Source organism: Brachymonas denitrificans (assembly GCF_907163135.1).
Taxonomy (GTDB): domain Bacteria; phylum Pseudomonadota; class Gammaproteobacteria; order Burkholderiales; family Burkholderiaceae_C; genus Brachymonas; species Brachymonas denitrificans_A.
On record NZ_CAJQUA010000001.1, the window covers coordinates 614,308 to 637,661 of the forward strand.

The window sequence follows — 23,354 nt, forward strand, 5'->3', positions numbered from 1 at the left end:
CGGCCCTTTCGGACGGGCTCAGTTCAGGTATTTTGGGCGTTCCAGCGCGTGCAGCGAATCGGTCTGGCTGGCCGGTGCAGGCTCGGCGCTGGCGGTGGCGGCCCGAATGTCCCAGCCCGAGGCCTGGATGGCATCGTCCAGCAGCTTCATGCTGGCATGCAGCGTGGTTTCGTCCATGTCCCACTTGAGCCGGCGCGCCTGGCTATCGGGGGTGGCCGGTTTATCCACCAGTTCGATGGCGAAGCGGGCCTTCTGGGGCTGGCTGTAGAGATTGACGGTATGCACCAGCAGGGGGTTGTCGAGGGAGCTCCCGGCCTCGGCATAGGGGCGCGAAAAATCGGCCTTTTCGTTGGCCGCACTGCTGCGCAGGTCGCTCAGCAACTGGCGCGTGTTGCCGTCGGCCAGCGCCACGCTGGAAGCTGCGGTGCCCTGGGTGGCCTGCACCTTGGCCACGAAATCGGCCACGCTGTTGCGCAGCAGTGGCCACAGCTTGAGCAGGAGCCGGCGCGTGAGCCACGCGGTTTGTTCGCCGCCTTCACGCAGACTGATGCGCAGCAGGATGCGGTCATCAAGCGGACGGTACTGGAGGCTGATCTGATGGACATGCATGGGCCTATTTTGGCAGGGCTGTGGCGTTTGCGCATCAGGGCTTGCATCCAGTGGTCGCCAGCCCTTGAAAGCCCCCGATTGGAACGTATATACGTGGGCAATGAAGGAGGATTTTCCTGATGCGACTTGACAAACTCACCACCAAATTCCAGGAAGCCCTGGGAGACGCCCAGAGCATTGCCCTGGGCAAGGACCACGCCTATATCGAACCCGCCCACGTGCTGCTGGCCATGCTGCGCCAGGAGGACGGCCCGCGCTCGCTGCTGCAGCGGGCCGGCGTCAACGTGCAGGGGTTGGCCACTGCCGTCGAGGGCGCGGTCAACCGCCTGCCGCAGGTGCAGGGCCAGGAGCAGGTGCAGCCCGGCCCCGATCTGGGCAAGCTGCTGCAGGCTACCGAGAAGGAAGCCATCAAGCGCAATGACCAGTTCATTGCCAGCGAGCTGTTCCTGCTCGCCGTGGCCGATTCCAAGGGCAACATTGGCGACATCGCCCGCCAGAACGGGCTGACGCGCAAGAGCCTCGAAGCGGCAATCGACGCCGTGCGCGGCGGCCAGAGCGTGGACAGCGCCGATGCCGAAGGCCAGCGCGAGGCGCTGAAGAAATACACGCTCGACCTGACCGAGCGCGCGCGCCTGGGCAAGCTCGATCCGGTGATCGGCCGTGACGACGAAATCCGCCGCACCATCCAGGTGCTGCAGCGCCGTACCAAGAACAACCCGGTGCTGATCGGCGAGCCGGGCGTGGGCAAGACGGCTATTGTGGAAGGCCTGGCGCAGCGCATCGTTTCCGGCGAAGTGCCGGACACGCTGCGCAACAAGCGCGTGCTGTCGCTCGACATGGCAGCGCTGCTGGCGGGTGCCAAGTACCGTGGTGACTTCGAGGAACGCCTGAAGACCGTGCTGAACGAGCTGGCCAAGGACGAAGGCCAGACCATTCTGTTCATCGACGAACTCCACACCATGGTGGGCGCCGGCAAGGCCGAGGGCGCCATGGATGCGGGCAATATGCTCAAACCGGCGCTGGCGCGTGGCGAGCTGCATTGCGTGGGTGCCACCACGCTGGACGAATACCGCAAGTACATCGAGAAGGATGCTGCGCTGGAGCGCCGTTTCCAGAAGGTGCTGGTGGGCGAGCCGACCGTGGAGGCGACCATCGCCATCCTGCGCGGTCTGCAGGAAAAGTACGAGGTGCACCATGGCGTGGAAATCACCGACCCGGCCATTGTGGCTGCGGCCGAACTGAGCCACCGCTACATCACCGACCGCTTCCTGCCCGACAAGGCGATCGACCTGATCGACGAGGCTGCGGCCAAGATCAAGCTGGAAATCGACTCCAAGCCGGAGGCGATGGACAAGCTCGACCGCCGCCTGATCCAGCTCAAGATCGAGCGCGAGGCGCTGAACAAGGAAAAGGACGAGGCTTCGCAGAAGCGTCTGGAAATCATCGAGGATGAAATCCAGAGCCTGCAGAAGGAATACGCCGATCTTGAAGAGATCTGGAAATCCGAAAAGGCCGCCGCACAGGGCAGCCAGCAGGTGCGCGAGGAACTGGACAAGCTCAAGTTCCAGATCGAGGAATCCACCCGCAAGGGCGATTTCAACAAGGTGGCCGAGCTGCAATACGGCAAGCTGCCCGAACTGGAGCGCCGCCTGAAGGAAGCGCAGGACAAGGAAACTGCGGCCGATGGCCAGGGCAAGGGCAACCAGCTGCTGCGCACGCAAGTGGGCGCCGAAGAGATTGCCGAGGTGGTGAGCCGTGCCACGGGCATTCCGGTGGCTAAGATGATGCAGGGCGAGCGCGAGAAGCTGCTGATGATGGAAGCCAAGCTGCACGAGCGTGTGGTGGGCCAGGAAGAGGCGATTGCAGCCGTGGCCAACGCCATCCGCCGCTCGCGCTCCGGCCTGAGCGATCCGAACCGTCCGGCCGGCTCCTTCCTGTTCCTGGGCCCCACGGGTGTGGGCAAGACCGAGCTGACCAAGGCACTGGCCGGCTTCCTGTTCGACAGCGACGAGCACATGGTGCGCATCGACATGAGCGAGTTCATGGAGAAGCACTCGGTGGCCCGCCTGATCGGCGCGCCTCCGGGCTACGTGGGCTACGAGGAAGGTGGCTACCTGACCGAGGCCGTGCGCCGCAAGCCCTACAGCGTGATCCTGCTGGATGAGGTGGAGAAGGCCCATCCGGACGTGTTCAACGTGCTGCTGCAGGTGCTGGACGACGGCCGCCTGACCGACGGCCAGGGCCGCACCGTGGACTTCAAGAACACCGTGATCGTTATGACCAGCAACATCGGCTCACCCATCATCCAGGCGATGGTGGGCAGCCCGCAGGACGAGATCAAGGATGCGGTGTTCGATGAACTGAAGGCGAATTTCCGCCCCGAGTTCCTGAACCGCATCGACGAGATCGTGGTGTTCCACGGCCTGAGTGCGGCGCACATTGCCGACATTGCCAGGATCCAGCTCAAGGTGCTGCAGCAGCGTCTGCACAAGATGGACCTGGAGCTGGATGTGTCGCCCGCTGCGCTGGAGGAGCTGGCCAAGGTCGGTTTCGATCCGGTGTTCGGTGCGCGTCCGCTCAAGCGTGCGATCCAGCAGCGCATCGAGAACCCGCTGTCCAAGGCACTGCTCGAGGGCAAGTTCCCGCCCAAGAGCACGATCAAGGTCAGTGTGGATCCGGTCAACGCGCCCGGAGAGTTCCGTTTCGAGGCTGCGTGATGTGCTGAAGCGGTGTTACAGCCGGAAGGCCGGGGCAGCAGGGCTGCTCCGGCCTTTTTTGTGTCGCACGCGCAGAGGCATTTGCCTTGCGACGCTTGCATTTTGTTGCAACGCCTCAGCGCGGCGCCGGAACCAGTGGCGGTGGGCTGAATCCATCCTGAAGACAACAACGCAACAGGAGCATGAACATGACCATCCGCTTTCGCAACCCCTTGATCATCGCCGGCGTGGCCGCCGTGCTGACGGCCTGTGCCCAGCCCGGCCAGAAGACCGAGCCTGCAGCTGCCACGACCCAGCAGGTGAGCGCCCCCGGCATGCGTAGCGCCGATGCCCGCATGCCCAGAATGCAGCGCATGACGCCCGAACAGCGTCAAGCCTGGTTCCAGCAACGCTTTGTGCGCGAAGCCGAAGTGCTGAAGATCACGCCGGCACAACGTCCCCAATGGGATGCCTACGTGAAGGCGCATGAACAGATGCGTGCGAGCAAGCCCATGATGAGTGGCAACCGCGCCGACTGGATGAAGAAGATGCAGGCCATGACGCCTGACCAGCGCGCCCAGCATCAGGCGGACCAGATGAAGGCCCGCGCTGCCGAGATGGAAAAAATGGCAGTGACCATCCGCAATCTGCGCGCCGTGCTGACTGCAGACCAGCGTGCCCGCTTTGACCAGATGCACAGCATGGGTGCCTGGAGGCAGGGTGGCATGCAGAAGCAGCCGGGCCAGCGCATGATGCGCCCGATGATGCAACCGGCACAGTAAGCGGCATGCGGCCTTCCTGCAGGAAGGCCGGCAACAAAAAACCGACTCCGTGGAGTCGGTTTTTTCATCCCTGAAGCAGGGCGGCCGAAGCCGCCTCAGGCGATCAGGACAGGTGCTTGCCGATCAGGCCGGCCATTTCGAACATGGTGACCTGCTTCTTGCCGAACACCTTGGCCAGCTTGTCGTCGGCGTTGATGTTGCGCTTGTTCTTCTCATCCTGCAGCTTGTTGGCCTTGATGTATTCCCACAGCTTCTTGATGACCTCGGTGCGCGGCAGCGGCTTGCTGCCCACGACGGCACCCAGTTCTGCGCTGGGGGTCAGCGGCTTCATGAAAGCGGCATTGGGTTCACGTTTCTTGGGAGCAGCGGTCTTGTCGGCAGCGGGTTTCTTTGCAGTAGCCATGGTAGTTTGGTCTCTCGCAGTGGAAAAAATGGAGGGGTGCAGTCAGGCAGGGACTGCAGGTCAGACAATCCTAATGGAGATTGTGGCGATTTCACAAGCTCTGCAAGCGAGTTTGTGAAAATTTGCGCGCGGATGGGCAGAGGGTTTACCCGCGACTGCCGCTTTTTGGGCCCGAACGCTGCGCGATGGCGTGCGCAGCGCTTTTCAGGCGACATGGCTTGGGTATCATGCGGCGCATACCGAAAAAGGAGACCCTCATGACCCAGCCCGCTTTTGCCACCTGTGACTTCTGCGATCCGCACCGCGATGGCGTGCCGCCCGGCTTTGCCGTCTTGCCGCCCGTGTTCCGCAACTTCGCTTCCAGCGAGCCGTTCTGCGGCCAGGTTGTGACGGTGCAGTGCTTCGAGGACAACACCACGGTCAAGTCCGTGCTGGAAACCGAGGGCAAGGGTCGCGTGCTGGTAGTGGCCGGTGCCGGATCGCTGCGCACGGCGCTGGTTGGCGGCAATATCGGCCAGCTGGTCGAGAAGAATGGCTGGGCCGGCGTGGTGGTGGATGGCTGCGTGCGTGATGTGCGCGAACTGGCGCCGCTCAAGGTCGGCATCCGTGCGCTCGCATCCATGCCCATGCCGCCCATGAAGCGCCAGCAAGGTCTGGTGGATGTGCCAGTGCATGTGCAGGGCGTGGTGGTGCATCCCGGTGACTGGCTGTATGCCGATGACGACGGCATCGTGGTGAGTAGCCAGCCCTTGTGCTGATCGCCTCAGCTTGACACCGGCGGCAAGGCCTGCGGGCGGCCGGGCAGGGTAGCCATCAGCACGCCAAAAAGGGCGATCGCCAGCGCCAGGCCCTGCATGGCGTTGAGTGTTTCGCCCAGTGCGATCACTCCCGTGGCTGCCGTGCCGACCGGCAGCATCACCGTGAACACGCCAGCCTGTGATGCCGGAATGGTTTTCAGCCCGGTCATCCACAGCCACACCGTGCCTACGCAGGCCGCCAGCGCATAGAACAGCAGCAGCGTCCAGATGCCGGCAGAAACGGCAGCAAAATCGAATTGCCAGGCGGCATACAGCCCAAGCGGCGTGGACAGCGCCAGACCCCACAGATTGATCAGGGCCGTGATGCGCTTGGGAGATAGCGAGACCGTGAGCAGCTTGCCGATGATGGAGTAGCTGGCCTCGCACACCACGGCGGCAAACAGCAGCGCGTAGCCCAGCCAGGAGGACGACTGCGACGTGCTGCCTCCCGGCGAAGCATCGCGGCCCAGGGCGAGCAAGGCCACACCCCCCACCGCACACAGTACTGACAGCAAGATGCGCAGGCTCATGCGCTCGCGCAGGATCAGCCAGCCAAGCACGGCCACCACGGCCGGGATCGAGGCCATGATGACGCTGGCTGCGACAGCGGTGGTGAGCCGCATGCCGGCAATCATGCACAGCGTGAACAGGAAGTTGCCGAAAAAGGACTCGAGAAACAGCAGCCAGCGCGTGCGTGACGTGAGCGGTGGTTCGTCTGCCGGCTTGCGTAGCCAGTGCAGCATGGCCGCACCGCCGATGCCGAAACGCAGCCAGGCCAGCAGCATCACCGGAAACACCATGGCCAGCGGTTTGGACAAAGCCACATAGCTGCCCACCAGCGACATGCTGGCAGCCAGGCAGAGCAGGGCGAGGGGGCGGGGGATGCTGTGCATGCAGTGCGGAATGCTGGTTCAGATCGGAGATTCGCCATTATCGGCAGGGAAACGGGCCGGCGGCCTGTCGTGCTGGTGTCATCTGCAGCAGGCATGCTGGAGGGAAAAAACGCTGCCGTTCCTCGGGCGCAGTTGCGAGGCGTGGATCGGCAGCCATTTTCTATTTCCGGAAGATGGTTTTACATTGTGGAAAATTGGCGTGGAAAATCGGACTCCGTCTTTTTGCAGAGCGCATAATATTTCCGCATTACGAAATAAATAACGTAAGTGGTTGATTTATAAAGAGCAAAAATAACTCTTATATAAGACATAAGATAGATGACAACTCTTATACAAGACTTATGATAGAGGCCATGCCAGCGAGAAAACGACTGGCGCAGAGAGTGCCTCGAGGCACCATGCAAAGAGACAAGGCAAGGCCCCGCAAGGGCCGAGTCGCAGCCCGGTAGATTGATTCGCTTTAGACACTTTTTCTTTTCTTGGAGAGCACCATGACCCAACTGACCCGCGAACAACAGATCGCCGCCCTGGAAAAAGACTGGGCCGAAAACCCCCGCTGGAAGCTCGTGAAGCGTGGCTACAGCGCCGCTGACGTGGTGCGCCTGCGCGGCAGCCTGCAGCCCGAGTACACGCTGGCCAAGCGCGGCGCCGAAAAGCTGTGGGAAAAGGTCAACGGCGGTGCCAAGAAGGGGTACGTGAACGCCTTCGGCGCCATCACTGCTGGCCAGGCCATGCAGCAGGCCAAGGCCGGTCTGGAAGCCGTGTACCTGTCTGGCTGGCAAGTCGCCGCTGACGGCAACACCTCCGAAACCATGTACCCCGACCAATCGCTGTACGCCTACGACTCCGTGCCGACCATGGTTCGCCGCATCAACAACACCTTCAAGCGTGCTGACGAAATCCAGTGGAGCCGTGGCGTGAACCCCGGTGACGAAGGCTTTGTGGACTACTTCCTGCCGATCGTGGCTGATGCTGAAGCCGGTTTCGGCGGCGTGCTGAACGCCTTCGAACTGATGAAGAACATGATTGCCGCTGGCGCTGCCGGCGTGCACTTCGAAGACCAGCTGGCTGCCGTGAAGAAGTGCGGCCACATGGGCGGCAAGGTGCTGGTTCCTACCCAGGAAGCCATCGAGAAGCTGATCTCTGCCCGTTTCGCAGCCGACGTGATGGGCGTGCCCACCATCGTTCTGGCCCGTACCGATGCTGAAGCAGCCAACCTGCTGACCAGCGACTACGACGCCAACGACAAGCCGTTCCTGACCGGCGAGCGCACGCAGGAAGGTTTCTACCGCGTGAAGAACGGTCTGGAGCAGGCCATCAGCCGTGGCGTTGCCTACGCTCCCTACGCTGACTTGGTGTGGTGCGAAACCGGTACGCCGGATCTGGGCTTTGCCCGTGAATTCGCCCAGGCCGTGCACGCTGCCTGCCCCGGCAAGCTGCTGTCCTACAACTGCTCTCCTTCCTTCAACTGGAAGAAGAACCTGGACGACAAGACGATTGCCGCCTTCCAGGACGAGCTGTCCGCACTGGGCTACAAGTACCAGTTCATCACGCTGGCCGGTATCCACATCAACTGGTACAACACCTTCCAGTTTGCCCACGCTTACGCCCGCGGCGAAGGCATGAAGCACTACACCGAAATGGTGCAGGAGCCGGAATTCAAGGCACGCGAGCAGGGCTACACCTTCGTGTCGCACCAGCAGGAAGTGGGCGCAGGCTACTTCGACGACGTGACCACCGTCATCCAGGGCGGTTCTTCCAGCGTGAAGGCCCTGACCGGTTCCACGGAAGAAGAGCAGTTCCACTAAGCCCTATGGCGTCAGCACCTGCGCCTTGACAGGCGCAGGGCTGTGCCTGACAAGAGGCGCAAGGAGACGAAAGCCACGGCGGGAGCCGTGGCTTTTTTACTGGCTTTTACTGCAGGATATCGAGCGGACTGGAGACTCCGCGGCCGCCCTTGTTGAGCACGTGCGTATAGATCATGGTGGTGGTCACGTCGGCGTGGCCCAGCAGTTCCTGGACGGTGCGGATGTCGTAACCGGCTTGTAGCAGATGCGTGGCAAAGCTGTGCCGTAATGTGTGCGGCGTAGCAGGTTTTGCAAACCCCGCGGCCTGAACTGCGCGCTTGAAAGCCCTTTGCAATTGCTTTTCATCGAGATGATGCCGTCGTACTACCCCGCTGCGCGGGTCTGTGGAAAATCCGGCTGCTACAAAGATGTATTGCCACCCCCATTGGGTGGAGGCGTCTGGATATTTAATGGCCAGAGCATGCGGCAGATGGACGTCTGCCTTGCCGGCAGCCAGATCATCCTGATACAGGGCGCGCCGCCATACAAGATGCTGTTGCAGGGCAGGAGCCAGTGTGCGAGGCAGCATGGTGACGCGATCCTTCCCACCTTTGCCATCGCGAACCAGGATTTCCAGCCGCTCAAAGTCTACGTCTTTGACGCGCAAACGCATGCATTCCATCAGGCGCATGCCGGTGCCATACAGCAATTGGGCCAACAGTAAGGTTGGCCCCTGCATGCGCGACAACACCGCCTGCACTTCGATCTGTGTGAGCACCACAGGGAGACGGGCCGGACGTTTGGCACGCACCATTTCGTTCATCCAGGGCAAGGTGCTTTTCAGCACTTCGCGGTAGAGAAAAAGAAGGGCGGAAAGCGCCTGATTTTGCGTGGAGGCGGCCACGTTGCCCTCCACGGACAAATGCGTGAGAAAAGCTTCGACTTCGGGCGCTCCCATGTCGCGCGGGTGGCGCTTGCCGTGGAACAGGATAAAGCGGCGTACCCACTGGACATACTGCTTTTCGGTGCGTATGCTGTAGTGCTTAAGTCGCAGCTTTTCGCGCACCTGGTCGAGCAGCTTCGGAGGCTTCAGCTTGTCTACTGTGCTATACACTGTATGCGGGGTCATATCTGGGGCTATGTTGTTGATCTGCGATCAAATTTTAGTACTATGTGACTAGTTTTCAATGAATTATAGAAGTATGCACCGTTTGAGGTGCATACTGAACGTTAGCACTATCAACCGAATTAAGAACAGTCAGGAAGAAATATGACAGACGTAAATCTACCCGCAGTAATTGGGAATACTCTCCCTGTGCTCGATCAGCTGACTACTTCTCTTGGTGTGCCAAGAGATATTCTTGCCTCTGACCAAGAAATTCAAACAGCTTGGAGTAACCTACCTGGCGTAATGAATAAAATTCCTCCGGCATTACGCACGGAAGGGCTGGCGCGTATGTGCGTCGCGGTTGCGGCTGGGCTATTTGATAGCGCTATAAATTACATTTGGAATACTTCTGTTATTGAGCTGAGAGAAAAGGTAAAGCGATTTGGTTTGCCGGTCGTTGAGCAGCTACTGAGCAAATCAAATTTTGACGAACAAGCTTTGCTTGATTTGAAGGATGCTGAATTATTAAGCCTCTGTCTTAAGCTAAACCTGATCACAGAAGATGGTTATTTCTTTCTTGATCAATGTAGAGATATTAGAAATAACTTTTCTGCTGCACATCCTGTTGTCGGAAAAATAGACGATCACGAATTTATAGGCTTCGCCAATCGTTGCGCTAAATATGCTTTAGGCAATGAGCACAACCCTGTGGGTGTAGATATTTCAGCATTCATGGTTGCTGTGAAGGGTACAAAATTCTCTGAAGAGCAAAAGAGTCAATGGGTTCAGAGAATAACTCGAACTCATGAGGCGCAACAATATCTTCTGTTTGGTACATTGCACGGAATTTACAGCGATCCGGCAAGTGTTGAACAATCTCGTGTAAATTCTCTAATGATTGCCTCCGCCTTCGCGCCGCATTTCACACCTAAAGCAAAATCAGATCTTATTAACCGGCACCATGATTACATAGCTAAAGGTGATGAAAAGCGACACAAGGCATCACAGCAATTCTTTGAAAAGCTCGGAATGCTTGCACTATTGGGCGAGCACGAGTTTCATGCACTTTTATCAAATGCATCGAAAAGGTTGTTGGGCGTTCATCAGGCAATGGATAATTTTTATAACGAGCCACCGTTTGCTGAAAGGTTGTTGCAGCTGACTCAGCAGGGGGCTATTCCTGATACGGTGAAAGAGGAGCTTGTTACTGTCGTAGTTACGTGTGCGACTGGTAATCCATACGGTGTTTCGAATGCGGCGGTTCCTCACTATCACAAAATCATACAAGGCTTTTCGCCTAATGAAGTCGAAATAATGCTCAGCTTGCCGAATAAGAAAATTACGGTAGGTGAGAGAATTAAGTCTTATTCTAGCTGCCGCAACAGGTTCAAAGAGCTTGTGAAGTTAATTGATCCTTCATCGGTGCCCACTAAATCAGCTTCAGCCTATGCGCACTGGATTAAGTAGTGCTAACAAAGCGCTGCACTCGGATAAATTTTCCGCTGCGCTCCAAATTTCCCGGTGAGCGCGGCGTTAGGTTTAAGGAACGAAATTTATGCAGTTAGCAGAGCACCTCAAGATCATCATTTCTGGCGTAACAGATGCAAACGGGGACATTGTTAGCTGGAGACATTTAGGAACGGCGTTTCACATTGGCAATGGTGGCCTGATTGCAACATGCAGCCATATAATCAGAGCCAAAAATGATAATGAAACGTTATTCGCACTTGATGCCACAAACCAGAGAAGATATGTCCCTCTGGAGGAAATAGTTTGCCACCCCAATTATGACTTCGCGGTTGCGCGAATTGATGGCCCGGGTCTTCACTTTCCTCTCATTTACTCTGGTGAAAATCTATACCTAGGAGATGATGTACTAGCATTTAGTTATTTCAATGCTGGCACAGCGCCTCCAGAACATCTACCAAATTTCCAGGGGCGTTTGTTTAAAGGGCATATAGCAAGTATTTTTCATCAAGAGCTACGTGGCGTATCGCCACGAACTTGTGAAATATCTTTCCCATCAATCGCAGGCTTTAGTGGTACGCCGTTACTCCACCCTAAAGATTGTGTCATTGGAATGCTGCATGGGAACAGCGAATCGACAATTGAGCTGTACAAGTATGAAGAATTTTCAGACCCATCCACAAAGCTAAGCGAATCGATACATAGGCTTGTTGAGTTCGGGCTGGCTCATACCGCCATGGATATTAGGCGTTTCTTAGCCGAAATGGGCATTAATGACATACCACCTGGACCCAGCCAGCAAGCCCTATACACTCAATTTTTCCCGTAAAACCTAACTGGGCGTTCAACGTGGACGCCAACATGGGCCATGCCTTCGGCATTTTCATGGCCCATGTCGGTGCCCTCCGCCCTTCGGGCTACGGCGCCAGTTAACTAATTCGTTAGGCCCGCTGGAATCAACTATGGAAAACATCCCCAAAGACATCTACACGGAACCTGAGCCGGCAGTCGATACGCTCGCCAATCTGGGACCGCTCACCGGCATGGCAGGCATATGGGTGGGCACGCACGGCCTCGACGTCAATCCGAAGCCCAACGGCCCCGAAAAGCAGGCTTTCATCGAACACATGGAGTTGCAGCCGATCGATGCACAGACCAATGGGCCGCAATTGTTCTACGGACTGAGGTACCACACGCGGATCGTCAAGCCTGATGACGTCGAGACATTCCACGACCAAGTCGGCTATTGGCTATGGGAACCGGCGACGGGCACCGTGATCCAGACGCTTTCGATACCGCGCGGACAGGCAGCGATGGCCGTCGGCCGTGCCGAGGCCGATGCGAGAACGTTTCGCCTCGAGGCTGTCCGCGGGTCCGAAACAAACGGGATCGTGTCAAACCCGTTCTTGGAATATGCGTTCAGAACGAAGAGCTACATCATCACGGTTGCGATCAATGTCGATGGAACGTGGTCCTACGAACAGGACACTGTGTTGATCATCCCAGGCCAGGCGGAGCCGTTCCACCATACGGATCGCAACACGCTCCGGAAGGTCGGAGAGCCTACGCCCAATCCGACGGCGCAAGCGGCAGCGACCAAACTCCGGAAATCCTAGGGCCAGGGATGAGCCCTAACATTCAGCTCAACACGGACCTGTCGCGGCAAGCCGCGCCAGCCCGGTTAGCTGCACGTTAGGCATGAGAACAACCATCGTCCGCATCGTTGCGCTGCTCATCGCGGCTTTTTCTGCCTACGCGGCATACAGGTCCCACGACCCGCGGCTCCTGCTGGGGACCCTATTCTTTGGAGTGATGGTTTTTCTTAGCGTACGCAATGCTGGCGCTGCCGATAGCCCGTACATATTGCTCGCCTTCTCTTGTGTATTCTTCTTCTATTCGTTCACCGGCCTCGCCGACGGGGAATATAGCTGGCGCCGCCATTCTGTTGCCGTTGCCCAGAATCCCCAGTTCTTCTGGTCAATATTTTCCGCTACCTTTCTGTTCGGAGTCGTACTGCTTGCTTACGGGTATGCTCAAGTTAAGCGGCGGAAACATGCCTAACCCGCCGGTCGAGTGGGACCGCCAACCAGCTGCGCTGGTTGGTTCCCTCCGCGGCTTCGCCGCTCCGGCGGCCCCTCACCTTCAACGTTAGGCCTCACAGGAGAGTTTTGTGCGTATCGTTTTCGAGGATGAACATCTAGACCTTGAACAACCGATCTGGCGATATTTCAAGACGGAGCGCTTTCTAGACTTCGTAAAGACCGGCTATATTTACTTTGCAGCGGCCCGTCAATTCCAAGATCCTTTCGAAGGTGCTGTGGCGGTAATGCCTCCAGGCTTTCCTGTTGACCCCCGTTACGCAGAGCTAGAGCATTCGAGGAACTGCGGCGCCTGACCAAGATCAACTGTTGGCACCGAGCTGAATACGAGAGCGATGCGATGTGGCAGCTGTACGCCGGCGCATGGAAAGGTGTCGCGATTCTTAGCACGCCTAGTCGTATCGCAGCCGCTGCCGAACCATTCCGCCTGCAACCTGAATACGGGCATGAGGATCTTTGGGCGGGGAATGTTAGATACGTCGATCTTCTCAAAGAGCGGCTCAGGGTCAGTATGCTCCACCGCTTTTGGTACAAACACGCAGCATTTTCTTGGGAGCGGGAGTTCCGTCTCGCTATCTCCCTGCGCACGGCTGAAGAATTCGGAGTTGCCGTCCCAGCCGAAGGCATCAAAGTGCAGTTTGAGGTTCCGCAACTTGTTCATCGAATTTTCATCGGTCCGTCGCTTCCCCCATCTGATGAACAAGCTGTTCGTGAAGCTGCCGAGGCGATTGGTCTCGGCAAGTACATACGAACATCCAGCATGCTGGGAACTCCAAGGTATACATAGATGGGCACACCAGCGGCTTCAACAACTACTGCACGCGGCCTAACTGGGCGGTCAAGCGGACGCCAACACTGGCCATGCCTTCGGCATTTTTATGGCCAGTGTTGGTACCCTCCGCACCTTCGGTGCTCCGGCGTGTATTGACCCACTGAATTCCTGCACAGTTGTTATTGTTGAAGGAAACGACGATGAGTACCCTGATGGAAGACGATATCAAGCGCTGGACGGCCAAGCGTAAAACGGCCTTGGTCCTGGAGATCATCCAGGGCAAGACCACGGTGGCAGAGGCCAGCCGTGCCTTTGACCTGCAGCCTTCAGAGCTGGAGCAATGGGTGGAAGAAGGCAAACGTGGCATGGAGAATGCCTTGCGTACGAACCCGCTTGATGTGCGCCAGCAGTATGAGAAGAAGCTCAGTGACCTGCAGGAAGCCTACGGCGAAGCCATGCTGGAGCTGCGTGCCAGAAAAAAGCTGGCGTCCCTGCTGGGCGAAGAGGACGAGAAATGATCCTCGATGTGCAGCAGGGACTGGCAGCTGATGGTTTCCATGTCAGCCTGGTGAAGCTGTGCCGCTGGTTCGATCTGCCTCGCCGCACGCTGTACTACCGCAGCGTCAAGTCTGCCCCGAAGGTACAGGAGCACTTGGTGGCACCGATCAAGGTGTTGATAGAGGAGCATCCGTCCTTCGGGTATCGCACGGTAGCGCACCTGCTGGGGATGAACAAGAACACGGTGCAGCGCATCTTCCAGCTCAAGGGCTGGCAGGTGAGGAAGCGGGCCGTGGGGTTCAGGCCGCGCATCCAGGCCTTGCCGTCTGTGGCCAAGGCTCCGGATGAGCGCTGGGCGACAGATTTGTGCCGCGCCTGGACAGGCAAGGACGGATGGGCCTCTCTGGCTCTGGTGATCGACTGCTACAGTCGGGAACTGCTGGGCTGGCACTTGAGCCGCAGCGGCAAGGCCAGAACGGCAGAAAGTGCGCTGGAACAGGCCTTGATCGCCCGCTATGGCTGTTTGGGCAAGGTCAAGCAGCCGTTCTTGCTGCGCTCGGACAATGGGCTGGTGTTCACCAGCCGCAGTTATACGGCCCTGGTCAAAAGCTATGGGCTGCAGCAGGAGTTCATCACGCCGTACAGCCCGGAACAAAACGGCATGGTCGAGCGCGTGATCCGCACACTCAAGGACCAATGCGTGCACCGCCACCGGTTCGAGACGCTGCAACACGCCAGTCGTGTGATTGGCGACTGGATCCGCTTTTACAACCACCAGCGCCCACATCAGGCGCTGGGTATGAAGACCCCCGCTGAGGCTTATGCTTTAGCAGCCTGATCTGTGCAGAAAGGGCTGGGTCAATACATGAGGCCGCGCACGGGTACAGTAGAGGCTTGTCATCCACTCCCGCTGATCGCCATGCCCCATGCCACCTCCCAGGCTTCGCCTTGGATTCGCCGTTTTACTCCGCTGATCCCCGCCGGTGCGTCGGTGCTGGATGTGGCCTGTGGCCAGGGTCGCCACATGCGCTGGCTGGCCGAGCAGGGCCATGCGGTGCTGGGCGTGGACCGCAGCGCCGAGGCCCTGCAGACCGCCAGCCAGTGGGGTGACACCCTGCAGGCTGATCTGGAAGATGGCAGCCCCTGGCCCTTGCCGGGGCGCCAGTTTGGTGCCGTGGTGGTGACCAACTATCTGTGGCGGTCCTTGTTTCCCGCTCTGCTGGCCAGCGTGCAGCCGGGCGGGGTGCTGTTGTACGAAACCTTTGCCCACGGCAATGCCAGCGTGGGTCGTCCATCCAGTCCGGATTTCCTGTTGCAGCCCGGAGAGTTGCTGCAGGTGCTACACGAGGCCGGCCAGGAATGGCGCGTGGTGGCCTATGAGGATGGCTTTCTGTCCGACCCGGAGCGCTTTGTGCAGCGCGTGGCAGCGGTACGGGAAGAGCCGCAGCAGGAGCCGGTGCGCTACCCCTTGCAGGCCGATGTCGCCTGAGGGCTGGTCATGGAATTCCTGAAAACCCTGGGCCTGTTTGCCGCCACCGCCGTGGCAGAAATCGTTGGCTGCTATCTGCCCTGGCTCTGGCTGCGCCAGGGGCATAGCGCCTGGCTGTTGTTGCCGGCGGCCTTGAGCCTGGCGCTTTTTGCCTGGCTGCTGACGTTGCATCCGCAAGCCTCTGGCCGTGTCTATGCGGCCTACGGTGGCGTTTACATCAGTGTGGCGCTGCTCTGGCTGTGGCAGGTCGACGGCATCCGGCCGGCATGGACAGACTGGGCGGGTATCGGCCTGTGTCTGGCTGGCATGCTGGTGATCATGTTCGGGCCGCGTACGGCCTGAGTCGTCAGCGGCTGGCCGCCAGGCCGCTGGCCTGCAGCGCGTTTTCCACCAGTGCGGGCGCAATCAGCCAGCCATGGCGGAACAGACCGTTGATACGAGTCAGGCCATCGGTCACCTGGATCAGCGGCATGTTGTCCGGCAGGGCGGGGCGCAGGTTGCTTTCCATGTGCACCACACGCGCTTCGGTCAGCTCCGGCAGCACACTGTGCGCCGCTGCCAGCAGCTCCACCGTGCTGCGCAGGCTGACCGGGCTGCGGTCTTCGCTCTCGATTTCGCTGGCGCCGACCACGATCATGTCGCCGGGGCGCGGTACCACGTAGACGCGATGGCGCGGGTGCATCAGGCGTACCGGACGATGCAATTCCACGCCGGGAGCATGCAGCCAGAACACCTCACCGCGTACACCGCGCATCCCTTGGTCGGGAAGCGCCGAGCCTGCGGCGAGTTGATGGACAAAAGGCGGCAGGTTGCCATCGGCTGCAGGCAGGGTAGCCGTGCTGCCGGTATTGCCATCGCGGGCGCCCAGTCCTCGTGTGTCGAAGACCCAGTCGAAGCGTTCACCATCGATGGCATGCGGCAGCACCTCGCGCGCAGCGGTGTTCCAGCGGAACACGGCCCCACATTGCTCGGCGGCCGCCACCAGTCCGACCAGCGCCTCGACCGTGTGGATCTGGCCTTCCTTCTCCAGCAACCAGCCGCGCAACTGGCGCGAAACGCTGGGCTCCATTTCCTGCAGTTCCTGCGCGCCCAGCGACCGGGCCAGCGGCACGTCGCCCTGTTCCGCGGGCGCCTTGCTTTGCAGCCCCGCCAGCAGGCGCTGGGCCGAGCCCATATCGCTGCCGTGTGCCAGCAGCAGGCTGCCGCGCTGGGCAAAGTACACGTCCTGCTGGTGCACGGCGCGCAACTGTTCCACGTGCACGCGCCACAGGTTGATGCTCCACCAGCCCAGTTCGGCCAGATTCCAGTCGGCGCATTCCAGCTCGGCCAGCGGGCTCAGCATGCCGGCAGCCGTAAAACCGGCAGCACGTGGCTGCTGATAATCCGGCGTGCTGCCCGAAGCCGGGTCGATCACGGTGAGCTTGTGACCGGCGCGGGCGAGCTGCCAGGCCAGCAAACGTCCCAGTACGCCAGCACCGGCGATGCCGATATGCGCGGGTGCGTGCAGGGAAGAAAAGAGGGGAGACGGAAGCAGGGAGGCAGGAACGGATTGCATGGCGGGCATTATCTGCAACAGGGGCTGGATGGGCTTTGTCGTGGGGCAAGAAAATGCGAACGCGGCAAAGAAAAACGGCCTGGGGTGCACGCACCGCAGGCCGAGGAGACTCGCGACCCAAGGCCGCGAGAGGAGGAGATCAGGCCTGGGCCGTGAATTCCTTGAACGCGGCCAGGGCGTTGGCGGTGTACATCAGGGACGGGCCACCGCCCATGTACACGCACATGCCCAGCGTTTCTTCCACTTCCTGTTGCGTGGCGCCGAGCTTGACCAGCGCCTTCACGTGAAAGCCGATGCAGGCATCGCAATGGGCCGCAACGGCCAGGGCCAGGGCAATCAACTCCTTGGTCTTGGCATCGAGCACGCCATCGCGCGTGGCTGCAGCAGACATCTCACCGAAGGCCTTCATCAGGTCGGGCTGGGCCGCACGGAAGCCGGCCAGATGGCCGGAAATGTCCTTGGTGTGGGCCTTGTAGCTGGGAATACCGCTCATCTGCGCGTCCTCACTTCTTCATCGGGCAGGTGTTCATGCCGATCAGCTTATAAGCAGGGCAGGTGCGCAGCAGGCCGGTCAGCAGGGGCAGCAGGCCGAGCCATGCCCAGTTGCTGCCGATATAGCCGAGCAGTTGGGGCGTGCCCAGGATCAGGATCAGGCCTACGGCAATGCGCAGGATGCGGTCGATACCACCAACGTTCATCTCGTTCTCCTTGAAATTCAATTTACGAACAAGTAGATTATAGGGGCGGTCACGAAACCGTGTGGACACCCCCTCCCAGATCAGGCTTTCGCCCCGGGCACCGGCACGTAGATCTCGCCGCCGCCTGCCATGAATTCTGCACTCTTTTCGGCCATGCCTTGCTCCTGCGCCTCTTTTTGGGCCGCATAGTCGCGCACTTCCTGCGTGATCTTCATCGAGCAGAACTTGGGTCCGCACATGGAGCAGAAGTGCGCCACCTTGCTGGAATCCTTGGGCAAGGTCTCATCGTGGAACGCCAGCGCCGTGTCCGGGTCCAGGCTCAGGTTGAACTGGTCCATCCAGCGGAATTCGAAGCGGGCCTTGCTGATGGCGGAATCGCGTGCGCGCGAACCGGGGTGGCCCTTGGCAATGTCTGCCGCGTGCGCCGCGATCTTGTAGGCAATGATGCCCTGCTTGACGTCGTTGCGGTCGGGCAGGCCCAGGTGCTCCTTGGGCGTCACGTAGCACAGCATGGCGGTGCCCATCCAGCCGATCATGGCAGCGCCGATGGCGCTACTGATATGGTCGTAGCCGGGGGCGATGTCGATGGTCAGCGGGCCCAGGGTGTAGAAGGGCGCCTCGTGGCAGTGCTTGAGCTGCTCGTCCATGTTGGCCTGGATCATGTGCATGGGCACGTGGCCGGGGCCTTCGATCATGGTCTGCACGTCGTGCTTCCAGGCGATCTGGGTCAACTCGCCCAGCGTGCGCAGTTCGGCGAACTGGGCTTCGTCGTTTGCGTCGTCGTTGGAGCCGGGGCGCAGGCCGTCGCCCAGGCTGAAGCTCACGTCATACGCCTTCATGATTTCGCAGATCTCTTCGAAGTGCGTGTACAGGAAGTTTTCCTTGTGGTGGGCGATGCACCACTTGGCCAGGATGGAGCCGCCACGGCTGACGATGCCGGTACGGCGATTCGCCGTCAGGTGGATGTAGGGCAGGCGCACACCGGCGTGGATGGTGAAGTAGTCCACGCCCTGTTCGGCCTGTTCGATCAGCACGTCACGGAAAATGTCCCAGGTCAGGTCTTCGGCAATGCCGCCCACCTTTTCCAGTGCCTGGTAGATCGGAACGGTACCGATCGGCACCGGGCTGTTGCGGATGATCCAGTCGCGTGTGGTGTGGATGTTCTTGCCGGTGGACAGGTCCATCACGGTGTCCGCACCCCAGCGGATCGACCACACCAGCTTCTCGACTTCTTCCTCGATGCTGGAAGTGACGGCCGAGTTGCCGATGTTGGCGTTGATCTTGGTGAGGAAGTTGCGGCCGATGATCATCGGCTCGATTTCCGGGTGGTTGATGTTGGCGGGGATGATGGCGCGGCCGCGGGCCACCTCGTCACGCACGAATTCGGGCGTGATGATCTTGGGGATGCTGGCGCCCAGGCCATTGCCCTTCAGGCGCATTTCGCGGTTCAGGTCGGACTGGTACTCGGCCATCCACTCACGCTTGCCGTTCTCGCGCAGGGCGATGTACTCCATTTCGGGCGTGATGATGCCCTGGCGTGCATAGTGCATCTGCGTGACGTTGCCGCCGGCCTTGGCGCGGCGCGGCTGGCGCTGCAGGGCAGCGGCTTCGCGGCGCAGCACTTCGATGCGTTCGGCATCGCGCTCGTCCAGCTTGCCGCCATCGTCCAGGATGTGGTGCAGACGGCCTTCGTAGGTTTCGCTGTCGCCACGTGCTTCGATCCACTGGCTGCGCACTGTAGGCAGGCCCTTGCGCACGTCGATCTCGGCCTTGGGATCGGTGTAGGGGCCCGAGGTGTCATACACGGTGACCTGCTCGCCGTTGGTCAGCGCGATCTCGCGCATGGGCACGGCCACGCCGGCCTGCTGGCCGGGCACGTAGACCTTGGTGGAGGCAGGCAGCGGATCGCGCGTGAGCGTGAGCAACTGGTTCAGGTCTGCGGGCGGGGCGGGGATATGGTCGGGCGCGTTCATGGGCTGTCTCCAGAAGAATCTCTATACAAGTGCTCCGGAGGCCTGATGCGCCAATGGCGGCCGCGAGGGCCGGGTAGGGCAGGCTGCTCTCCTTCCGCCGGTGTGAACCGGGTCAAGTTCGCGGGTTCGGCAAAAAGCCATCTCAGCCTGCGCGCCAATGCCGCGCAAACACCCCGGAGCATATGGACGCATTGTATGCAGATTCGGCAGGCCGTGGGGCTGGGTGCTGGTAATCCCGCGTTTCACCTGCATATGCGTTTGGACGGAACGCTGCAAGTGACATTGCTCTCGCAGCGCTATGATTCTGCTTTTGCACAAGGATGGATTCCCATGACTGGACAGACCGAGGCAGTCCCCGCGCCGGGCAGCGCAGGCGGACAGTTGCAGGTATCGCTCAATGGCGAGGCGTTGCAGATGCCGGCCGGCAGCATGCTGGAGGCGCTGCTAGAGGTGCGCGGGCTCGACCCGCTGACGCACGCCACCGCCGTCAACGGCCAGTTCGTGCCGCGTGATGCGCGTGCCGACCATGCGCTGCAGGACGGCGATACCGTGATGTGCTTCCAGGCGATTGTCGGAGGGTAAGGCGATGACGTGGCAGATTGCGGATGTGACGCTGGAGAGCCGTTTCTTTCTGGGCAGCGCGGGCTACCCTTCGCCCGAGGTGTTGCGCCAGGCCATCGTGGCCTCGGGCGCGCAGGTGGTGACGCTGGGCCTGCGCCGGCAACTGGGCATCGACAAGGGCTCCCAGTCCGACAACGGTTTTGTCGACGTAGTACGCAGCACCGGCGTGCGCCTGCTGCCCAACACCGCCGGCTGTCGCAGCGCGCGCGAGGCGGTTACGCTGGCCATGATGTCGCGCGAACTGCTGGGCACGCACTGGATCAAGCTGGAAGTGATTGGCGACGAGCAGACCCTGCAGCCCGATCCCTACGAGCTGGTACAGGCCGCGGAGGAGCTGGCGCGCAATGGCTTTGAGGTGTTCCCGTACTGCACCGATGATCTGGTGACCTGCCAGCGCCTGCTGGACGCGGGTTGCCGCATCCTGATGCCCTGGGGCGCGCCGATCGGCTCCGGGCAGGGGCTGCTCAATCCGTGGGCACTGCGCACGCTGCGTGCGCGCCTGCCGCAGGTGCCGCTGGTGGTGGATGCCGGGCTGGGCGCGCCTTCCCACGCGGCGCAGGCAATGGAGCTGGGCTTTGATGCCGTGCTGCTCAACTCGGCCGTGGCGCAGGCGCACGATCCGGTGAAGATGGCCGGCGCCTTCCGCGACGCCATCGCTGCGGGCCGCGCGGGTTTTGAGGCGGGCATCATCGCGCCTCAGGAAATGGCGGTGGCGAGCACGCCGGTGACGGGGCGACCTTTTATCCTGTAAAGGGCGCCGCTCGTTATGAGCTGCATGCGTGAGCAGGTAAATCGCCTTCGCCCGCGGGACTGCGGCTGGATGATGGAATGTGAGATATGAGCAAGGCATTCACCAAGGAAACCGACCACGAGGACGATGACGACGACGTCATGCCGTCCATGCCAACGGGAGTAAAGAACTACATCACGCCGCAGGGCTACGCGCGCCTGCGAAGCGAACTGATGCAGCTGATCGACGACGAACGCCCGCGCATCGTCGAAACCGTGCACTGGGCAGCCAGCAATGGCGATCGTTCAGAAAACGGCGACTATCTGTACGGCAAGAAGCGCCTGCGCGAAATCGACCGCCGCATCCGCTTTCTGACCAAACGGCTGGAAAAGGCCGAAGTGGCGGATCCCAGCGTGCACCATGGGGGCGACCAGGTCTTCTTCGGTGCCACCGTCACCTATGCCAATGAGGCCGGTGACGAAAAAACCATCACCATTCTCGGCGTCGATGAGGTGGACAACCTGCAGGGCCAGGTCAGTTGGATTGCGCCCATCAGTCGGGCGCTGCTGCGCTCGCGCGTGGGCGATGTGGTGCAACTGCAGACGCCGGGGGGCGTGGAAGAAATCGAAGTGATCGAGGTGAACTACCCGCAGCCCCAGTAAGCCGGCGCCTCAGTCGTTGTTATCCTCAGGCGCTTGGGGCTTGGGCGTTTCGGTGTGGGCCGATGCCAGCCAGCTGCCATTCTTCTTCACCCAGGTGGTGGTGTCGAAGGACGTCATCTGCTGCTGCTTGCCGTTCATCTCGAAGGTCTGATCGACGGTGTAGGTTGCGATCGCCACATCGGGAGTCGGAAACAGCACCTTCTCGTCGGCAAACTTGAAGCTGATCAGCTTCGCGCCGCCTTCTTCCGCCATCTTGCGATAGCTTTCGTGGTCAAAGTGGTGGATGCCGCGCATGCCCGCTACCGCGGCTTGCTCGTCGAGCATGGCGACAGCGCTGCCGATGTCTTCATCACACATGGCCTGCCAGAACTTCGCTTCCAGGGCCAGAATCTCGTCGGGATCCGTCATGGCTCGCTCCGTGGGTTGAGGTTGGGCCATCTTCCCATGCGGCTGGCGCGAGAGGTGTGACGGGGCGGTAACGGGGGTTACCGCCTGGTGGACGATTGCCCGACCTGATCTCAGAACCCGCCGCGAAACGCCACCCCGACAATCACGAAGCAGACAGAGACCACGGTCACCAGCGTCACCCGGCGCGCCATGGCGGGAAGCGTGGCGGCTGTGAGTCTGGGAATGATGCGCAGGCGTGCGTCGAGTGCCGTTGCCGCAGTCAGGGCCAGCAGTCCCAGCTTGAGCATTACCAGCCGGCTTTGCAGTGTTTCGCCGCTGAACCAGTCGGCATGCGAAGGCAGCAGCAGATGTGCCATCCACAGGCCGGTCACGATCTGGATCAGCAGGGCAGGCATGCCGATCTTTTCATAGCCGGACTCGAAGTTCAGCAAAATCCCCGGATCATGTGCCCGGAGTGCGCGCGGCAATACCGTCAGCGCCAGAACCAGATGGCCGCCGGTCCAGATAGTCGCGGCGAGGATGTGGGTGAGGAGGATGTAGCTGTACATGCCTCCATCATCCACGAAATCCCACAAATAAAACCAATTCTCATTATCAAAGAGTTGGCTGTGATCAAGGAATGGTCGAATTGCTGGCGTGGCTCAGTTGCCGCCATCAGGGAGATGACTGGCGACCAGGTCTGCCATCAGGCCCGCATCCGTGCTGCCCAGGGTTCTCAGTCCACGCACCACGCCCTCCTGATTGTGTCCCGGCTGATTCTGGCTGGTTTTCCATTTGCCCTGCAGGCGGGTGATGGAAATTTCGATGCCCACGATTGCATTCAGCATCCTCCCGACGTAATCCTCAGGCGCATCGGCAACTTGCCACGGCGTGGAAAAAGCGGCCTCCTGGGCATTCGTCAGTGCTTCCAGATGGTCGTGCAACCAGACAGGAGATTCGATGCAGCGCAGCCTCCCGTATGCGTGCACCGTCGTGTAATTCCAGGTGGGAACGGCTTTTCCTGTCTCTGCCTTGGTCGGATACCAGGAGGGAGTGATGTACGCTTGCGGTCCATGAAAAATCGCCAGTACATCCATGTCTGCATGCAGATCATTCCAGACCGGATTGACACGAGCGACATGGCCCCGCAACACGCCATAAGGGCCCGACTCAGGCGACAGATGCAAGGGGATGTGGTTGGCGTTCAGCCCATCAGCGCCCAGCGTGACAAGCGTGCTCAGCGGGTGACTACGCATCAAGGCATGCAGCGCGGCAACGTCTTCCTGATGGAAGTGCTTGGGAATATGCACGGGTGCTTGGGTTCCAGA

28 protein-coding genes and 1 riboswitch are annotated in these 23,354 nt (G+C 60.2%); of the genes, 17 read left to right on the forward strand and 11 right to left on the reverse strand.

Features of this window, described 5'->3' with window-relative positions; all coding sequences use genetic code 11:
* Positions 1-18: 18 nt before the first annotated feature.
* Entirely contained in the window at positions 19-609 is a 591-nt protein-coding gene (locus KKQ75_RS02925; protein ID WP_213360168.1) for a hypothetical protein, read from the reverse strand.
* Between the two features lie 119 nt (positions 610-728).
* On the opposite strand from KKQ75_RS02925, the gene clpB reads away from it, so the two are divergent.
* The gene (gene clpB, locus KKQ75_RS02930; protein WP_213360170.1) at positions 729-3,326 is read left to right on the forward strand and encodes an ATP-dependent chaperone ClpB; all 2,598 of its coding nucleotides are present in this window, start codon (positions 729-731) and stop codon (positions 3,324-3,326) included.
* Between the two features lie 188 nt (positions 3,327-3,514).
* Positions 3,515-4,087: a Spy/CpxP family protein refolding chaperone gene (locus tag KKQ75_RS02935; protein ID WP_159430753.1), complete on the forward strand. Its 573-nt coding sequence runs from the start codon at positions 3,515-3,517 to the stop codon at positions 4,085-4,087.
* A gap of 103 nt (positions 4,088-4,190) precedes the next feature.
* Here KKQ75_RS02935 and KKQ75_RS02940 read toward each other — a convergent pair whose 3' ends face one another.
* A complete protein-coding gene (locus KKQ75_RS02940; RefSeq protein ID WP_091817944.1) occupies positions 4,191-4,490 on the reverse strand; it encodes an SWIB/MDM2 domain-containing protein in 300 nt (99 codons plus the stop codon).
* A gap of 257 nt (positions 4,491-4,747) precedes the next feature.
* On the opposite strand from KKQ75_RS02940, the gene rraA reads away from it, so the two are divergent.
* Complete coding sequence (gene rraA, locus KKQ75_RS02945; RefSeq protein ID WP_213360172.1) at positions 4,748-5,248, forward strand: ribonuclease E activity regulator RraA; 501 nt, start codon at positions 4,748-4,750, stop codon at positions 5,246-5,248.
* A 5-nt stretch (positions 5,249-5,253) separates the two neighbouring features.
* Here rraA and KKQ75_RS02950 read toward each other — a convergent pair whose 3' ends face one another.
* The gene (locus tag KKQ75_RS02950; RefSeq protein WP_213360174.1) at positions 5,254-6,180 is read right to left on the reverse strand and encodes a DMT family transporter; all 927 of its coding nucleotides are present in this window, start codon (positions 6,178-6,180) and stop codon (positions 5,254-5,256) included.
* A gap of 10 nt (positions 6,181-6,190) precedes the next feature.
* Here KKQ75_RS02950 and KKQ75_RS02955 point away from each other — a divergent pair, with 10 nt between their 5' ends.
* Together KKQ75_RS02955 and aceA are read left to right on the forward strand one after the other, a co-directional pair.
* Positions 6,191-6,442 (forward strand): hypothetical protein, encoded by a 252-nt coding sequence (locus tag KKQ75_RS02955; RefSeq protein ID WP_143280595.1) that lies wholly within the window; start codon positions 6,191-6,193, stop codon positions 6,440-6,442.
* Between the two features lie 229 nt (positions 6,443-6,671).
* Positions 6,672-7,988, forward strand: coding sequence for an isocitrate lyase (gene aceA, locus KKQ75_RS02960; RefSeq protein WP_091817939.1), 1,317 nt, complete (start codon positions 6,672-6,674; stop codon positions 7,986-7,988).
* 106 nt (positions 7,989-8,094) lie between these two features.
* On the opposite strand, the gene KKQ75_RS02965 is transcribed toward aceA, so the two are convergent.
* Complete coding sequence (locus KKQ75_RS02965) at positions 8,095-9,096, reverse strand: integron integrase (RefSeq protein ID WP_213360176.1); 1,002 nt, start codon at positions 9,094-9,096, stop codon at positions 8,095-8,097.
* A 141-nt stretch (positions 9,097-9,237) separates the two neighbouring features.
* On the opposite strand from KKQ75_RS02965, the gene KKQ75_RS02970 reads away from it, so the two are divergent.
* The 9 genes from KKQ75_RS02970 (at position 9,238) to KKQ75_RS03010 (ending at position 15,742) form a co-directional block, all read left to right on the forward strand.
* The gene (locus KKQ75_RS02970) at positions 9,238-10,542 is read left to right on the forward strand and encodes a hypothetical protein (RefSeq protein ID WP_250130980.1); all 1,305 of its coding nucleotides are present in this window, start codon (positions 9,238-9,240) and stop codon (positions 10,540-10,542) included.
* Between the two features lie 88 nt (positions 10,543-10,630).
* A complete protein-coding gene (locus KKQ75_RS02975; protein ID WP_213360177.1) occupies positions 10,631-11,371 on the forward strand; it encodes a S1 family peptidase in 741 nt (246 codons plus the stop codon).
* A gap of 133 nt (positions 11,372-11,504) precedes the next feature.
* Complete coding sequence (locus KKQ75_RS02980) at positions 11,505-12,158, forward strand: FABP family protein (protein ID WP_048373211.1); 654 nt, start codon at positions 11,505-11,507, stop codon at positions 12,156-12,158.
* 82 nt (positions 12,159-12,240) lie between these two features.
* Positions 12,241-12,603, forward strand: a complete 363-nt coding sequence (locus tag KKQ75_RS02985; RefSeq protein ID WP_213360178.1) for a hypothetical protein — start codon at positions 12,241-12,243, stop codon at positions 12,601-12,603.
* Positions 12,604-12,981: 378 nt separating this feature from the next.
* Positions 12,982-13,428: a hypothetical protein gene (locus tag KKQ75_RS02990; RefSeq protein WP_213360179.1), complete on the forward strand. Its 447-nt coding sequence runs from the start codon at positions 12,982-12,984 to the stop codon at positions 13,426-13,428.
* 185 nt (positions 13,429-13,613) lie between these two features.
* Positions 13,614-13,931, forward strand: a complete 318-nt coding sequence (locus KKQ75_RS02995; protein ID WP_091818459.1) for a DUF1153 domain-containing protein — start codon at positions 13,614-13,616, stop codon at positions 13,929-13,931.
* Complete coding sequence (locus KKQ75_RS03000) at positions 13,928-14,749, forward strand: IS3 family transposase (protein WP_213358633.1); 822 nt, start codon at positions 13,928-13,930, stop codon at positions 14,747-14,749. The genes KKQ75_RS02995 and KKQ75_RS03000 overlap by 4 nt, the downstream gene beginning before the upstream one ends.
* An 81-nt stretch (positions 14,750-14,830) precedes the next feature.
* On the forward strand, positions 14,831-15,400 hold the full coding sequence (locus KKQ75_RS03005; RefSeq protein WP_091816248.1) for a class I SAM-dependent methyltransferase: 570 nt from the start codon (positions 14,831-14,833) through the stop codon (positions 15,398-15,400).
* A gap of 9 nt (positions 15,401-15,409) precedes the next feature.
* Complete coding sequence (locus tag KKQ75_RS03010; RefSeq protein ID WP_091816252.1) at positions 15,410-15,742, forward strand: YnfA family protein; 333 nt, start codon at positions 15,410-15,412, stop codon at positions 15,740-15,742.
* 4 nt (positions 15,743-15,746) lie between these two features.
* Here KKQ75_RS03010 and KKQ75_RS03015 read toward each other — a convergent pair whose 3' ends face one another.
* The 4 genes from KKQ75_RS03015 to thiC form a co-directional block, all read right to left on the reverse strand.
* Positions 15,747-16,955, reverse strand: coding sequence for an FAD-dependent oxidoreductase (locus KKQ75_RS03015; protein ID WP_213360180.1), 1,209 nt, complete (start codon positions 16,953-16,955; stop codon positions 15,747-15,749).
* Between the two features lie 139 nt (positions 16,956-17,094).
* On the reverse strand, positions 17,095-17,448 hold the full coding sequence (locus KKQ75_RS03020) for a carboxymuconolactone decarboxylase family protein (protein WP_213360181.1): 354 nt from the start codon (positions 17,446-17,448) through the stop codon (positions 17,095-17,097).
* Between the two features lie 10 nt (positions 17,449-17,458).
* Positions 17,459-17,653 carry a YgaP family membrane protein gene (locus KKQ75_RS03025; RefSeq protein WP_091816598.1) on the reverse strand — a complete coding sequence of 65 codons (195 nt, stop codon included), beginning with the start codon at positions 17,651-17,653 and terminating at the stop codon, positions 17,459-17,461.
* 80 nt (positions 17,654-17,733) lie between these two features.
* Entirely contained in the window at positions 17,734-19,626 is a 1,893-nt protein-coding gene (gene thiC, locus KKQ75_RS03030) for a phosphomethylpyrimidine synthase ThiC (RefSeq protein WP_250130981.1), read from the reverse strand.
* Positions 19,627-19,698: 72 nt separating this feature from the next.
* A riboswitch (TPP riboswitch) is annotated at positions 19,699-19,812 on the reverse strand.
* A gap of 144 nt (positions 19,813-19,956) precedes the next feature.
* Here thiC and thiS point away from each other — a divergent pair.
* From thiS to greB, 3 genes are all read left to right on the forward strand, one after another.
* The gene (thiS, locus tag KKQ75_RS03035) at positions 19,957-20,208 is read left to right on the forward strand and encodes a sulfur carrier protein ThiS (protein ID WP_213360184.1); all 252 of its coding nucleotides are present in this window, start codon (positions 19,957-19,959) and stop codon (positions 20,206-20,208) included.
* A 4-nt stretch (positions 20,209-20,212) separates the two neighbouring features.
* Positions 20,213-20,998, forward strand: a complete 786-nt coding sequence (locus KKQ75_RS03040) for a thiazole synthase (RefSeq protein ID WP_213360186.1) — start codon at positions 20,213-20,215, stop codon at positions 20,996-20,998.
* Between the two features lie 86 nt (positions 20,999-21,084).
* Complete coding sequence (greB, locus tag KKQ75_RS03045; RefSeq protein WP_213360187.1) at positions 21,085-21,639, forward strand: transcription elongation factor GreB; 555 nt, start codon at positions 21,085-21,087, stop codon at positions 21,637-21,639.
* 9 nt (positions 21,640-21,648) lie between these two features.
* Here greB and KKQ75_RS03050 read toward each other — a convergent pair whose 3' ends face one another.
* From KKQ75_RS03050 to KKQ75_RS03060, 3 genes are all read right to left on the reverse strand, one after another.
* Positions 21,649-22,047, reverse strand: coding sequence for a nuclear transport factor 2 family protein (locus KKQ75_RS03050; RefSeq protein WP_213360188.1), 399 nt, complete (start codon positions 22,045-22,047; stop codon positions 21,649-21,651).
* A 110-nt stretch (positions 22,048-22,157) separates the two neighbouring features.
* Positions 22,158-22,595, reverse strand: a complete 438-nt coding sequence (locus KKQ75_RS03055; RefSeq protein WP_213360189.1) for a CopD family protein — start codon at positions 22,593-22,595, stop codon at positions 22,158-22,160.
* A 93-nt stretch (positions 22,596-22,688) separates the two neighbouring features.
* Positions 22,689-23,336, reverse strand: coding sequence for an FMN-binding negative transcriptional regulator (locus KKQ75_RS03060; protein ID WP_213360190.1), 648 nt, complete (start codon positions 23,334-23,336; stop codon positions 22,689-22,691).
* Positions 23,337-23,354 lie beyond the last annotated feature (18 nt).